The organism is Oceanisphaera sp., from assembly GCF_052084945.1.
In the GTDB taxonomy this organism is placed as follows: domain Bacteria; phylum Pseudomonadota; class Gammaproteobacteria; order Enterobacterales; family Aeromonadaceae; genus Oceanimonas.
On the sequence record NZ_JBQDEX010000063.1, the window covers coordinates 1 to 14,664 of the forward strand.

At 46.6% G+C, this 14,664-nt stretch carries 10 protein-coding genes and 1 pseudogene; 5 read left to right on the top strand and 6 right to left on the bottom strand.

All coding sequences use genetic code 11. The features are described 5' to 3' along the window. Positions 1-369: 369 nt before the first annotated feature. The 3 genes and pseudogenes from ACTHY5_RS07290 to ycaO all read left to right on the top strand — a co-directional run bounded on the left by ACTHY5_RS07290 (position 370) and on the right by ycaO (position 4,245). A complete protein-coding gene (locus tag ACTHY5_RS07290; protein ID WP_441878227.1) occupies positions 370-924 on the top strand; it encodes a PAS domain-containing protein in 555 nt (184 codons plus the stop codon). Between the two features lie 757 nt (positions 925-1,681). Beyond that, a pseudogene (locus ACTHY5_RS07295) lies at positions 1,682-1,984 on the top strand (methyl-accepting chemotaxis protein); the annotation flags it as partial. 506 nt (positions 1,985-2,490) lie between these two features. Beyond that, the gene (gene ycaO / locus ACTHY5_RS07300) at positions 2,491-4,245 is read left to right on the top strand and encodes a 30S ribosomal protein S12 methylthiotransferase accessory factor YcaO (RefSeq protein WP_441878229.1); all 1,755 of its coding nucleotides are present in this window, start codon (positions 2,491-2,493) and stop codon (positions 4,243-4,245) included. Between the two features lie 307 nt (positions 4,246-4,552). Here ycaO and ACTHY5_RS07305 read toward each other — a convergent pair whose 3' ends face one another. The 4 genes from ACTHY5_RS07305 to ACTHY5_RS07320 all read right to left on the bottom strand — a co-directional run bounded on the left by ACTHY5_RS07305 (position 4,553) and on the right by ACTHY5_RS07320 (position 8,118). Then, positions 4,553-5,287 (bottom strand): DsbA family protein, encoded by a 735-nt coding sequence (locus ACTHY5_RS07305; protein WP_441878231.1) that lies wholly within the window; start codon positions 5,285-5,287, stop codon positions 4,553-4,555. Between the two features lie 71 nt (positions 5,288-5,358). After that, positions 5,359-5,982 (bottom strand): energy-coupling factor ABC transporter permease, encoded by a 624-nt coding sequence (locus tag ACTHY5_RS07310; protein WP_441878233.1) that lies wholly within the window; start codon positions 5,980-5,982, stop codon positions 5,359-5,361. 118 nt (positions 5,983-6,100) lie between these two features. Continuing rightward, positions 6,101-6,796: a DUF3108 domain-containing protein gene (locus ACTHY5_RS07315; protein ID WP_441878234.1), complete on the bottom strand. Its 696-nt coding sequence runs from the start codon at positions 6,794-6,796 to the stop codon at positions 6,101-6,103. Next, entirely contained in the window at positions 6,796-8,118 is a 1,323-nt protein-coding gene (locus ACTHY5_RS07320) for an MFS transporter (RefSeq protein ID WP_441878236.1), read from the bottom strand. Before ACTHY5_RS07320 ends, ACTHY5_RS07315 begins: the two co-directional genes overlap by 1 nt. Positions 8,119-8,273: 155 nt before the next feature. On the opposite strand from ACTHY5_RS07320, the gene ACTHY5_RS07325 reads away from it, so the two are divergent. Beyond that, a complete protein-coding gene (locus ACTHY5_RS07325) occupies positions 8,274-8,900 on the top strand; it encodes a response regulator (RefSeq protein WP_441878238.1) in 627 nt (208 codons plus the stop codon). A gap of 183 nt (positions 8,901-9,083) precedes the next feature. Here the strand turns inward: ACTHY5_RS07325 and ACTHY5_RS07330 are convergent, their stop codons facing one another. Together ACTHY5_RS07330 and ACTHY5_RS07335 are read right to left on the bottom strand one after the other, a co-directional pair. Further along, on the bottom strand, positions 9,084-12,578 hold the full coding sequence (locus tag ACTHY5_RS07330; RefSeq protein ID WP_441878240.1) for a hybrid sensor histidine kinase/response regulator: 3,495 nt from the start codon (positions 12,576-12,578) through the stop codon (positions 9,084-9,086). Positions 12,579-12,637: 59 nt separating this feature from the next. Beyond that, complete coding sequence (locus ACTHY5_RS07335; RefSeq protein WP_441878242.1) at positions 12,638-13,798, bottom strand: 3-phenylpropionate MFS transporter; 1,161 nt, start codon at positions 13,796-13,798, stop codon at positions 12,638-12,640. Positions 13,799-13,882: 84 nt separating this feature from the next. Here ACTHY5_RS07335 and ACTHY5_RS07340 point away from each other — a divergent pair, with 84 nt between their 5' ends. Next, positions 13,883-14,647, top strand: a complete 765-nt coding sequence (locus tag ACTHY5_RS07340; protein WP_441878244.1) for a ChaN family lipoprotein — start codon at positions 13,883-13,885, stop codon at positions 14,645-14,647. Positions 14,648-14,664: the final 17 nt, after the last annotated feature.

The following is a 14,664-nucleotide window of genomic DNA, read 5'->3' on the forward strand; positions in this document are numbered from 1 at the left end:
GCGCGTCACCTCTTAACTCCCTGTTTTAAAAAGAAATCATGTGGGGATTCCTCAGCGTTCCGTTTGCGATAGTAGTGATGGCGGTGACCGTATTATTAGTGCCTTGGTTATTTCCTTTATAATAAAAGATGCAGCGTGTCATTAATAACGCACACTAACTAAGCTTGGCGAAAGATAAAAAATCCACACGCGTCCAGCCCGTCAATAATGTGAACAATAACCGCTAAACTTGTTCTTGATCATTTTTTATCGCTGCTGCTTGCTATACAGTCATTGTCTATTAAATGGACTTTTGTTTTTTGTCACTTACCGCTTACTACAGAATAATCAGTCTAGGTGACAATAAACTCATCACAGTAAGAGCGATATATGCACAGTGATATAGCAACCACAGTAGGCCGGCGTATTAACTGGCCCAAAGATCAATTAATTGTTACCAAAACTGATTTAACCGGAAAAATCACCTATGCGAATCGTACCTTTATGTTGGTATCCGATTATGCAGAACCCCAGCTTATTGGCCAGCAACACAATATTATTCGCCATCCTGATATGCCCAGAGGCATTTTCAAACTACTGTGGAAAACGCTAAAAGAAAACAAAGAGTTTTTTGGCTTCGTTAAAAACGGGACTGCTAATGGCGATTATTATTGGGTATATGCCAATATTACTCCCTCTTTTGGCCTAGACGGCAATAAAAACGGGTTTTTCTCGGTACGCCGTTATATGCCAAGCTCCGCTATTGATGTCATAGAGCCTCTTTATCAACAACTTAAACGCCATGAATCAGGGCAAGATAGACGCACTGATACCCATACTTCTTACCAAGCACTAATGGACTACCTAGAGAATAAAGAACAAAGCTATACCCATTGGGTTACCGATCTTTATCGTCACAGCTTGGATGCGAAAAATGTTAAATAACAGCGAACATAACAAGCGCAATAAACTATCTAAAGCGCCCTTTTTATACTCACAATTTGTTATTTTTTGTGTTGTGTTATTAGGCTTAATGCTATTACAGTTGGTGCTTGCGCACTTTTATCCTCAGCATTTTATTTTATTTTTAGTGATTAGTCTTATTTCAGCTGTTTTGCTCAGTACGTTAGCTGTACGCGCAGCAAAATCTGCTGTACAAATTCAAGAAAAAATATGTCAACAACTGAGCAATGCAGCAACTGGGCATATTTACCAACGCATGAGCCATACCCGCAATAAAGGTGAAGTCGGTAAGTCAGCATGGGCGTTAAATGACCTATTAGACATTATTGAAGTCTACTTTAAAGAGGTTTCTGCATGTTTTCAGCATGCAGCCAAAGGGGACTTTTCTCGCTATGCGATGACAGTAGGTATGCCGGGGGATTTTAAACAATCATTATATAAAATTAATGAAGCTATGTTAGAAATGGCTAAAGTTCAACAGTTGACTAGTGAAAACCAGTTAGTTGGTCAATTACATCACAGTAACTCGCGTCATTTACAGCAAGACTTAAGTGTTACAGAGCATGACATGAGTCAGATTGATAAGCTGATGAATGAGGTTGCTCAACTGTCAGAACACAGTGCCAGTAGTGCACAAAGTGCCCATGAACAAATAACAGAAATTAACCAAGCCAGCCGCCAAATTGGGCAATATATGCAAGATATGGGGCACACCACAGAGCAGTTAGAGCAGCATCGTCAACATATTGTTAAGGCGCTGGCCATGATCCGTGATATTACCGAACAAACTAACTTACTCGCGTTGAATGCAAGTATAGAAGCCGCCCGCGCCGGTGAACACGGCCGAGGCTTTAGTGTGGTCGCTAATGAAGTGCGTGCACTATCGCAACGTACTCAAGCCACAGCTACTGGTATTGCCGAGCACTTAGGGGCTTTTGAAGCTAGCATGCAAGAGCTTACCGAGCGCCAAGAGCAAACGGCGTTGCAAACACGCCAAGCAGAGAGTGCCATAGCGCATGTTGCCGAGGTCATGGTCACCACTAGCAATGCGGCATCTCATACTCAAGAGTTAGTAAAACAAGCTCGCCAAGTAAGCCAAGAGTCACTGTTTAAGGTTGAGCACCTAGTGCACAAACAAGTTATTTATCACTTACTAGAAACCCCTCACGATGCTGACTCTTTACACAAACTTGAACACTTGCACACTCAGGGTCGCTTAGGGCAATGGCTAGCGCAGCAAGAGCACACTGCTGAGACCGCAGAACTAGCACTATATCAACAACAAATAGAGCAAAAATTTAGCCAAGCTATTGCTCTGCGCCACCAAGGTTCAGGACAAGAACAAGCGCTCTTAACACTAGTGCACCAAGCTGAACATTTATCTGAACAATGGCGACAAGAGCTAAGCCAGCTTAAAATTGCATAAGAAAATGGAGATTAGGGATTGGGGATTGGGGATTGGGGACATTTTATATTAAACAAAACTTGTTCACAAAATCGCCTCGGGTTAGGATCTGCCTCCTTTTTGCTCATACCCGAGGCCACCTCATGAAAACATTCATTCCTAGCAAAGACGCTGCGCTGGAAGACTCTATTAGCTACTTTCAGCAACAGCTCGTCAAGCTTGGCTTTGATATTGAGGAAGCGTCTTGGCTAAACCCAGTTGCTAATGTGTGGTCGGTGCATATCCGCGATAAAAGCTGTGGTTTATGTTTTACCAATGGTAAAGGTGCCAGTAAAAAAGCCGCTTTAGCCTCGGCCTTGGGTGAATACTTTGAGCGATTAGCCACTAACTATTTTTTTGCCGATTTTTACTTAGGCCAAGAGATTGCCAAAGGCGACTTTGTGCATTACCCCAATGAGCAATGGTTTGCGCTACCGGCCGATAACAGCCTACCTACGGGAATGCTGGATGACTATACTCGCAACTTTTACAACCCTGATGATGAGTTGACCGCCGATATGCTGATCGACTTACAATCGGGAAATGAAGACCGTGGTATTTGTGCCCTCCCCTTTGAGCGCCAAAGCGATTTAGCTACCGTTTATCTTCCGATGAACATCGTCGGTAATTTATACGTGTCTAATGGCATGAGTGCAGGTAACACCCGTACCGAAGCCCGAACTCAGGGGTTATCGGAAGTTTTTGAGCGCAGTATTAAAAATCGCATTATTAGCGAACGCATTAGCCTGCCGAAGATCCCAGCTGAAGTGATGGCGCGCTACCCGCACATTCAAGCACCCATTGCGGCATTAGAGGCAGAAGGTTTTCCTATTCATGCTTTTGAAGCCTCATTAGGCGGTGAATATCCGGTTATTTGTGTGGTGTTATTTAACCCAGAAAACAGCACTTGTTTTGCCTCTTTTGGCGCCCACCCACGTTTTGAGGTGGCATTAGAGCGCACCGTCACTGAGCTATTGCAAGGTCGTAGTTTAAAAGAGCTGGATGTATTTGTGCCGCCTTCGTTTGCCGACGACGAGGTGGCTGACCATCATAACCTTGAAACCCACTTTATTGATTCATCGGGTCTTATCAGCTGGGATTTATTTCAAGACACTGCCGACTTTGAGTTTGTCGATTGGGATTTTAGCGGCAGTTCAGAGCAAGAATTCTCTCACCTGTTAGCCATTTTTAATAAGCTAGAACAGCCAGTTTATATTGCCGATTACGAGCACTTAGGCGTATATGCTTGTCGTATTTTAGCGCCAGGCATGTCAGATATTTATCCGGTAGATGACTTGACCATGGCCAATAACAACATGGGGGCACACCTGCGTGCCACTTTATTAAGCCTGCCAGAGTCGGATGCTAATGCCGAGCAGCTAATGGCCTTATATGAACAGTTAGAAGAAGAAGGCTTTGATGACTTTACCCGCGTGCGCGAGCTGATTGGTATTGCCTCAAGTAAAGGGACTGCTTGGCATACGCTGCGTATTGGTGAGCTAAAATGTATGCTGGCGTTAGCCGCTAATGAGCTTGAGGTCGCACTGGAGTACGCAGATTGGACTTTAAGCTTTAATGCCTCGGTATTTAGCGATGAGCGTCATCGTTATTATCGCTGCTTAAAAGCCGCTCTTGAGCTGTTTTTAAGTGAAGGTCGAGACCCTGCTCAGTATCAAGCCGCGTTTAGCAGCATGTTTAGTGCAGCAACGGTCGAGCAAGTATGGGCAAACATTGAAGGCAAGACCCGCTTTTATGGTTTAACCCGCGCCGATGAAAGCTTGGCTGATTTTCCGGCTCACCAAGCCTTGCTCGCCACTTATGAAAAGCTACAACAAGCGAAAAGAAAGCCGGATGCTTGAAGCTGGAAGCTCCAAAAACTTGAGTCATTGCGAGCGCCGGGCGCTATCTTTTTTCTTCCGGCTTTAAGTTTTTAGCTTACCACTGTCTGTTGAATGGATTGCCGCGTCGTTTCACTCCTCGCAATGACGAACTATTGGTCATTGCGAGCGCAGCGTGGCAATCCATGGCTTTTACTCAGCACTCAGCACTCAGCACTCAGCACTCAGCACTCAGCACTCAGCACTCAGCACTCAGCACTCAATATAATACCCGTCCCCTGTAATAAAAAACCGGTCTTAGCCGGTTTTTTTTATTACGCACGGGCCATTAGGGTTTTTGCTTTTTTAGAATATCTTTTAAGCCAGCAACATCAACGGCACCTGGGATTAAAGTGCCATCAGGGAAGACTAATGCAGGCGTGCCATTCAGGCCTAAGCTTCTAAATAAGCTTAAGTTTTGATTTAACTTGTCTGACACTTGCTCACTGTCAGCCATTTTTAATAATGCCTTGCTGTCTAAGCCCGCTTTATCAGTAATGGTCGCCAACGCGGCGGTTTTTACACGCTGCTGGCCCATTAATGCCTGGTGCAATTCATCATATTGGCGGGGAGCTTCTTGAGCTGCAGCCAGTGCTAATCGCGCGGCTTGCACTGAGTCTGGACCTAAGATGCCTAAGTCTTTAACAATCACCTTAAGCTCGGGTTCATCTTTGATTAGAGTTTGCAGACTTTGATTCATGCGACGGCAGTAAGGACAGTTATAGTCGGTGAAATATACCATTTCTAACTTGCCATTGGGGTTACCCATAATACCGTCAGTTTTGTTAGCAAATAACTGTTTAGATTGCTGCTTAAGTTGCTTAGAAAACTCAGCTTGTTGGGCCAGTTGCTCTTTTTCTTCTAGCTTAATAATGGCTTCACGCAAAATTTCGGGCTGTTCTAGTAGCGTTTCTCGTACCAGCTTTTTAACATCCGCTTCACTAAGCGCGGCCTGTGCCGGTGTGGCCGCCAACAGTCCCAATGCCAACATAGGCGCTAATGTTTTCACAGTCTTAAATGTCATTTGTTTCTCACATTAAATTAGGTGGTCTTGATATAGCCTATCAGACCAGAGAAGCGACCTGAAGGCTAACCTTACTTATTGATTAAATAATCACGGTCTAAATAAGTGCGCATCCAGTTTGGCTTAAATACCACCAGCACGGTAATCGCCATGCCATTAAGTAACGCTTCAGGTAGCAACAACAAAGGCAAGACGCTCAGGTAGTTATCCAGTACTGTTTGCCAATTATATTGATCCGTCCACACCATAAAGCCCGACAAAAGCAGCGTTTTAAAAGCAATAGTCAGGGCGGCATTCAAAAAACCAGCCACAAAAATATACACAAACAAATGGCGGTATAAATAACTGTAAGTGAGTACAAACACTAAATAGCTGAAGGTGATAGGAATGATCACCCCTAATAGGTGATTGACGCCAAAGCTCGACCAAGACTCAAAGCCAAATAAAGTGATCAGCACTAAACTCACTGAGCTCATGAGCAAGCCCATTCGCCATCCCAGCATCAATGCCAATGTTGTTAGGCCTAAAAAATGTAGCTCCAGCCCCTCTTTGACCCCCGCTTGCAGCATCCACAGTGGCACTAAGGCAATGGCTGAGCCAAAGCTTAAATGATGGCGAGTTTTATCAGCCAGCCACTCTGGCCAATCCACCTGCCAAGCTACTATTATTACCGCCAACACACCCAGTACAATCAAAACTCCCCCTCCACTACTTGGTATTTGTGCAACACAATATGGGTATTGATAATACTACAATACTGATTCCATCATTAAGAGGTTTACCTGTGCACACCGCACTTATTGGTAGTGGCGGTTACTCTACCAAGCTGTAATCTAAGGTATCGAGCGTGACGGTGACCGACAGCATGCTGCTTTCTTTATGACTAATTTGCACTAGTTGATAATCGAGCTCGGGGGCCACCCAAAAGCGGGTTTGACGTTTACTGCCGCCTCGGTCGCGCTGCACAATCAGGCTATTGAAACGGCCAATACCGGTGTTGATTACCTCTTCACCTACGACATTAAAAGTGACATCTTTTATTTCGTCGTCGCGTACCACAGGATAGGTAAAACTGGTTTTTCCGGCCATGAGATCGCAACGTGCTTCAAAAAAGAAGCTTACCGAATCAAAAGCTCCTTCTGCTGTGGGTAATAACGCATCGCCTTCTTTGCCTTGGTATAGCACCATTTGCGTATTGTTATCAAACACTAAGCGCTCTTCATGACGCGTCCCTAAATACTTGGTTTTATAACTAAAGCTTTCTGGCGTTGCAGTGCAGTCTTTCCACCTAAAGCTGGCTTTTTGATCCACATCTAACAACCAGTGCGCCAGCGAAAATCGCACCTGATATTGATCATGGTTGCGATCAATCTTAAGCGTGTTCACCCCTCGAGTTTTGTCACCATTCATCAATACACTGTATTGTGCACGTAAATGATCAATGTCTTTGGCACCCGCGGTTCCTGCCACCATGAGGACACTAAGCCCTAATACTATTTTTTTAAACATTAGTTTTCCTCATCTGTTTGCGCTTGAACATTAGGTAAGGTCTGCGCTAACCATACCCCTATCATCCCTAGCAAAGAAAATACCAAAATAACGGCAAGGTTAGATAATAATGCCAATAACATACTTAACGCCCCCACTAACAGCAATAGAATACCCATTAAGGTATTGCTGACTGCGACATAATCAGTTCGGCGTTGGCCTCCTGCTAAGTCGACCAAGTAGGTTTTTCGCCCAACCCTAACACCGGCATGAGCCAAGCTTAATACAAAAATAACCAGCGGAAAGTAACCTAACCAAGGCGTACCTTGAGCTACTTCTAAATGCAGCCACACCAAAATACCTAAGCCACTGGCGATGCTGGCTGCCCATTGCATCACACGCCGTGCTGAATGATCAGCCATACGCCCCCAGATCCAACTGCTTAAAAACTGTGCCAGCCCTTGAGCTATCACTAATAGCCCAAGCACTTTCATACTGGCATCGGCTTGTTGTGCTAACAGCACATAATAAGGCGTCACTAATGCCGTAGACAGCAATAACGTGCGTACTAATAAAAAGCGGGCAAAATATTTATCTTCTCGCACTAACTTAAGGTTATTGAGCGCATGCCGCCACCCATCTACACCGCCCTCAGTTGCACCGGCTTCTTCTTTAATACTCCAATAGCATAAAATGCCCACCCCCCAAATAGCGGCAGCGGCCAATAAAATAGCGCCATAGCCCCACAGAGGAATATCATTTAACCGACTCAGTAATAAACCAAACACTAAGCCAATGCCGCCAGCCCAGCTGGCTCCTGCCCCAGTGACTTTGCCTCGCTCACGCTTAGGCACCGTTTTACCTAGCACATCTTTAGCAGCAATAGAGCATAAGCCACGAGAAACACTCATTATGGCCAACAACAATAACAGTAAAAGCCCCGCCAACCACCCCGAGAAAGCCAGCGCGACCATGGCCATCAGTATTAAACAAGCCGCCTGTAATCCTGCACCCAATAACCAAGCGCCTTTTCGTTTAGGCAGGCGTCTTACATAGGCGCCTAATATAATTTGCGGTAGCATAGAGCCACTTTCTCGAATGGGGACTAACCAACCAATAATCCACACAGGCGCGCCTACTGCTTGTAGTAACCAAGGGAGTATGGTTTTGGCATTGGTCATCAGTTCAGCTAGGGCGGTGGCAATTTGTGCAAAAATCAATAAGCGCCGATTGCCTTTAATAACAGTGCAATCCTTATCAGAAATATCTCTGCATAATCTGGCATCTTCATCTGTGCTAAGCGCACTGGCCAGATGGGTGGCGGTTACTTTTTTAAATTTCATCTCAACCCCTTACCGGATCACGAAAATAAGTTTCTCTGCTTCTCAGCCTAAGCTTGAGGCTCTACCATAATAAGGTAATATGCTTATTACTTTTGTGGTTATCACACCGATGCTACTTATCAATACCTTTTATCGATACAAGGATGACTATTTACATGGATACGGGCTACCGCATTATTATTGCCGATGACCACCCCTTGTTTCGCAGCGCTATGCATCAAGCCGTGCAAACGGCCGTCAATGGCGTTGACTTACAAGAAGTGGACTGTATTACCAGCCTAATGCAACTACTAAGTGAAACGACCGATATCGACTTATTATTACTGGATCTCAAAATGCCAGGCGCCAGCGGCTTTTCGGCACTCACTTCACTGCGCCATCAGTACCCAGACTTACCCGTCGTTATCGTGTCTGCTAACGAAGAAACGGCGGTAGTACAGCAAGCCATGCGCCTAGGTGCTATGGGTTTTATTCCTAAGTCTTCACCTATGCCGACTCTTGTCACCGCTCTTAATGTTATTTTAGAGGGAGAAACTTGGTTTCCTGCCGGCATTAGCTTAAAAGATATTCCAGAAGATAATATTGCCGAGCGATTGGCCAGCTTAACACCGCAGCAATTTAAGGTATTAACCATGTTGTCTGAGGGGAAGCTCAATAAACAAATCGCCTTTGAACTCACGGTATCAGAAGCCACAGTTAAAGCGCATGTTACTGCTATTTTTCGCAAGCTCGATGTTAAAAACCGGACTCAAGCCGTGATTGCCCTATCACAAATAGGATAACTGACCGGGTTGAGGTTAAAGCAACCCAGCGCCTAGCTTAAAGCCCCCCCCAAAGAAAGCTATATGTCTAATGCTGTACGCCTTACGTTAAAGAAAACACGAGTTATTCGTACCCCGCTCAGCGTAAAGCGTATGGCTGTTTGCTTGAGGGCAGCACCAAGTTTGAAGGCAACCCCCAACGCATTACACACTCGAGGTCGCACTAGGCACTATATGTTGTAATAAAGCGCGTAATTTGAGTGGTTTAACCGGTTTACTTAAATAACTCAAGTCAAGTTGCTGCAGTTGGGCCTGTAGCTCGGGCTGGCGGTCAGCACTAATAATAACGGTGGGGACAACCCCAAACTGATGGTGTAATTCAGCCACTACATTAAGCCCTGTTTCGCCTTCATCCAAGTGGTAATCAGACAAAATAACATCAGGAATAAACCCCTCTGCATAATGCTGGTGCGCTTGCTGGTGGTTAACCGCCATACGCATTTCACACCCCCAGCGACTGAGTAAGTCTGACATGGCACTTAAAATATCAGGATCATTATCAATACACAGAATACGCATGCCAACCAGCTTGCCTTGATGACGCACCGGCAATACCTCGGGTGAAGCAGCAAGCGCTGAACTGGCAGTTTCTGGTAACTCAGCTTTTGGGACCGTTACGCTAAACACAGACCCTTGGCCTTCCACCGATCGTAAAGATAAACGATGCCCCAGCATACTGGCTAGCCCTTGCGCAATGGCTAACCCTAGCCCCAAGCCTTGCTGATGATGGCGCTGGCCATGCTCGAGTCGCATAAATTCATCAAAAATAGTTTGTTGCTTGTCAGGTGCGATACCAGGGCCGTTATCCCATACCTCCAAGCGCAGCTCGTCACCGTAACGGCGCACTCCCAGTAAGGTGCGTCCTCCTGGGTTATAGCGCATGGCGTTGGTTAAAAAGTTTTGTAAAATGCGGCGTAATAATCGTGGATCACTGTGTATGCCAAGCTGACTGCTCACCACATCAAAACGCCCGCCTGCTTGCTCTGCCAGTACACCAAACTCTGCTTTTAAGGTATCAAACACCTCATCGAGGGCAAAGTTAAAAGGTTTAGCGGTGAGCTTACCCGACTCCAATCGTGACATATCCAGCAGATCACTGATCAAGTCTTCGGCCGCTGCTAATGAACGATCGATGTGTCCGGCCAAACGCTTACTTTCATTATCACTTGAAGTTTCTAACCAAGAAGAAGCAAATAACTTAGCGGCATTTAATGGCTGCATTAGATCATGACTGACTGCCGCTAAAAAACGGCTTTTAGAGGCACTGAGCTTTTCTGCCTCATCAGTAGCCGCTAACAGCTGCTGGTTAACCGTTGACAGCTCTTGGGTACGCTCAGCCACTCGAGTCTCTAATACGACATTGGCATCTTTAAGTAACTGTTCGGCTTGGCGAAAGGTGGTGATATCATTAAAAGTCATCACAAAGCCGCCACCGGGCATAGGGTTGCCTTGCATTTCTATTACCCGACCGTCGGGGCGAGTGCGTGAGGAGGTATGAGCGGTTCCCGCCTTCATGTGATTGACACGCCTGTCTATGTGTTCTTGTACTGTACCGACACCACACAAGCCTCGCTCGGCGTTATAACGAATAATATCCCCAATGGGGCGACCAATTTGAATGAGACCGCTAGGGTAGCCAAATAACTCAATATAGCGCCGGTTCCAGGCGACTAAGTTAAGTTCCTTATCCACCATTGAAATACCCAACCCAATATGCTCTATTGCCCCCTGCAGCAGGCCTCGGTTAAAGCGAAACACATCGCCGGCTTCATCAACAATGGTCGCCAGTTCATCTAGCTCCATACTACGACCTTGCAATACGGAGGCTAAGACTAATCGTGCCGACGAAGCCCCAAACACCCCAGCCAATACTCGCTCGGTATGACGAATTAAACGAGCCGGAGCCTGAACGTGTCCATCTAGCATGCCATGCTCATCAGCATATCGGGCAAACGCTCGGCTCACTCTGCTTTCCCCTACAAAACGCGCCGCCAGTTGCTCTAGCTCTTGTACTGATACCTTAGCTTGATAGACATCGCCCCCGTCTTTGTGTTGGCGGCCCACAAAAGCGGCGGCATGTAATCGCTCACTGACCGTCGATACCGATAACCAAGAGCCCAGCACGTAACCTGTTAAGTTAAATAATAAACTCAGCAAAATGCCCCAGGTCACCGAACTCATATCGCCTACAGCCCCCCACTGAGGAGGGGTAAAGATCCACAGCAACACGTTGGTTTCAGGATCACCGGCAAACATACCGGTTTCGGCCATCAAGTTTAATAGCCACATCACCATGCCCAGGCTAAGCCCCCAGTAGGCGCCTCGGCGATTGCCTCCTCGCCAATATAACCCCAACACCAAAGCCGGTATAAACTGGGCAATAGCAGCAAAGCTTAAATAACCAATACGCGACAAGCTTTCTATGTCACCCAGCCACAAAAATACCAACCAAGCAATCACCATGGTAACAATAATGGCGGCGCGCCTGATGGTGAGTAGCAGCTGTGCTACATCATTAAAGTCTGCACCTTGTACTTGGCGACGCCGTAATATCATCGGCAACACTAGGTCGTTACTCACCATTATGGCCAAGGCAATAATAGAAATAATCATCATACCGGTGGCAGCCGACGCCCCACCAATAAAGGCTAATACCGCCAGTGCAGGCTTATCTTGAGCTAATGGCAGGCTTATTACATAGGTGTCTGGCGAGATATCGGCCCCTAGCCATTGCTGCCCAGCTAACGCCAAAGGCAGCACAAACAGCCCCATCAGCAATAAATAAATGGGAAAAAGTCGCCGTGCCCAACGTAAATCAGCAGGGCCGTGGTTTTCTACCACAGTGACATGAAACTGGCGCGGCAAACAAATAACGGCACTCATAGATAACAGGGTATACACCCCCATATCCAGCAGGTTAGCCCCTGTAATGTGCATAAAGCTGTCAATAAAGTCTTCGGTGACCATGACTCTTTGCTGATTGGGATGAGCCACAACAAGCCATAACGCAAAGCCCCCCACCACAATAAAAGCAACCAGCTTTACTACCGACTCTAGCGAAATGGCGACCATCACTCCTCGCTGGTGTTCGGTGGCATCAATGTGGCGCGTGCCAAACAACAAAATAAACACCGCAAATAACACTGTCACCATAAGAGCAACTTCACCGGCACTAAGCCCACTTTCTCCCACTACATCTGGCGCCATTAAGTTAAGCCCCATCACAATGGCTTTAAGTTGTAATGCGATATAGGGCAAAATACCGACAATGGCAATCAGGGTGACATACACGGCTAGGCGCTGTGACTTGCCATAGCGGGCGGCAATAAAGTCGGCAATAGAGGTGATATGTTCGCGCTTTGCCACATCAATCAGCCGCGCAATCAGCGGGCCGGCAAACACAAACATAATAATAGGGCCTAAATAAATAGAGAAGTAAGACCAAGAGTCGGTACTCGCTTGCCCCACTGTGCCAAAAAAGCTCCAAGACGAGCAATACACCGCTAATGAAAAGCTATATAAGAGGGGGCGCAACTTTTCTACACGGGCCCCCAAGCGCACTCTATCTCCGAGCCAGGCACATAAAAAAAGTATCGCCAAATATGCCAGCGCAATATTAATAACCGTCCAGCCCTGCATTTAGCGCTCCTTTGAAATGTGATAAATAATAGCGACTGAGATCAACAACCGCCGCTAGATTAGAGCTTAATGCTTGGGGGCGCGGCTGCGCTTCCCTGTAACGGTCGACGTAGCAACACCAGTGCAGGGACTATTATCGCCGCCATTAGCCAAAAGGTCTGTCCGCCTAAAGTCGGATATAGCTTGCCTGAGGCCACCAATAGCACAGCTACCATTAACCCTAATGCCAGTGCACCATATAAGGCTTGCGCCCCAATCACGGCCTCTGGCTGTAAGTCACGACTCATGTAGCGCATGGCACCTAAGTGACTAAGACAAAAGCTCCCCGCATGCAGCAGTTGCGCCACGAATAACCATATAAACTCTGTGGTAGCGCCCAAAAGCCCCCATCGTATTAATGCAAACACCGCCCCTGCCAGCAATAACCGTTGCGCGCTTATGGTCTCAAACCAGCGTCTGTTCAAAGCCAAAACAGCAATTTCTGCCAGTACCCCCAACCCCCATAAGTAACCAATAGTGGTGGTGGCATAGCCCTGGCTTTGCCAATGCAGCGCACTAAAACCATAATAAAATGCATGGCTGCCCTGCAATAAAGACACCACGACTAAAAAGCGCTTCATTTCCGGTTGGCGCCATACCGCTAATACGCTATAGCCTTGACGTTCGTGGCGCTGTTCAATGGGTGCCGGTGTCATGGCAGATAAGCTCATTAACCACATTAGCGCCAGCGACATTAACATGGCATGTAAAATCCACTGTGCCCCCCAGTGGTTACTCACGCTGCCCACCACCACATTAGCCACAATAAAGGCAAGCGATCCCCATAGTCGAGCCTTGCCATAATCTAGGTGAACTTGTCTGATCAACCGGCTGGCTAATGCCTCGTTAACCGGCATGAGTGTTGGGTAAATGAGGTTAAGAGCAAGCATCAATATGACTAATGCCCATATCGACTGACTCACATAAAACCCCGCCACTATGAGTACACTGCCTCCAGCTAATAAACGGATGGCAGGCAGCAAATGGTGGGCACCACGTAATTGGCTCATCACGGCTAAATTACCCACACATCTGGCCACCATGCCTAACCCCAATAGCCAACCGATAATATCTGCCTCTACTCCAACATGACTGAGCCATAACGACCAATAAGGCAGATAAATACCATAACTAAAATAAAACAGGGCAAACAGGCCAGAAAGCCAAAGAGCAGGAGACATATTTATCACTAAGTAGTGGATCCATAATGCAGATGATAATACGTTATACCTTATTTTTTATTGGTTTTTTATAAAGGTTAGTTGATGCAACGATTAATATTACTGGCAGGCTTATTATTAGCTGGCTGCCAAACATTACCTTCCACCACACATACGCCCTTTTCAGCTACCCATTTATTTGACTATCAGCTACACAGCCCCACAGGTGAAGCCGTATCGCTTGCCAACGCGGCATCTCAGTTGGCTAATGCCGATGTTATAATGGTGGGAGAGCTACACGGGCACCAAGCAGTGCATCGCTTTCAAGCCGACTTGCTTGCTCAACTGCTTAGTCAGCCACAGCCGGTGGCACTGGCCATGGAGCAATTTAGCCGCAATAACCAAGCAGTGGTGAATCGTTATTTAGCCAATGAATTAGGGGAAGATGTTTTTATTAAAGACAGTCAAGCCTGGCCCAGTTATCGCAGTGATTATCGCGCGCTTATCACCCTTGCTAAAGAGGCGAATATAGAGGTGATTGCCGCCAACGCACCACGCAATATAGTGCGCTGCATTAGCCAAGAAGGCCCAGACTATTTAACTCGCCTGCCCAATCAAGAACGCCTGTGGGTGGCCGAGACGCTAACCCTTGATGATGATGCTTATAAAGCACGTTTTATGGACAACCGCCACCATGGTCAAGCCCCAAGCGAGCGACAGTTTGCCGCACAAACCACTTGGGATGACACTATGGCCGAGAGTATAGAGCAGTATTTACAGCAAGAGCCCAACAGTAAAGTGATGCTCACGGTCGGCCGTTTTCATACCGCAGACAGGTTAGGCACAGAGATCGGAAGAGCACACGTCTGAACTCCAGTCACTCGATG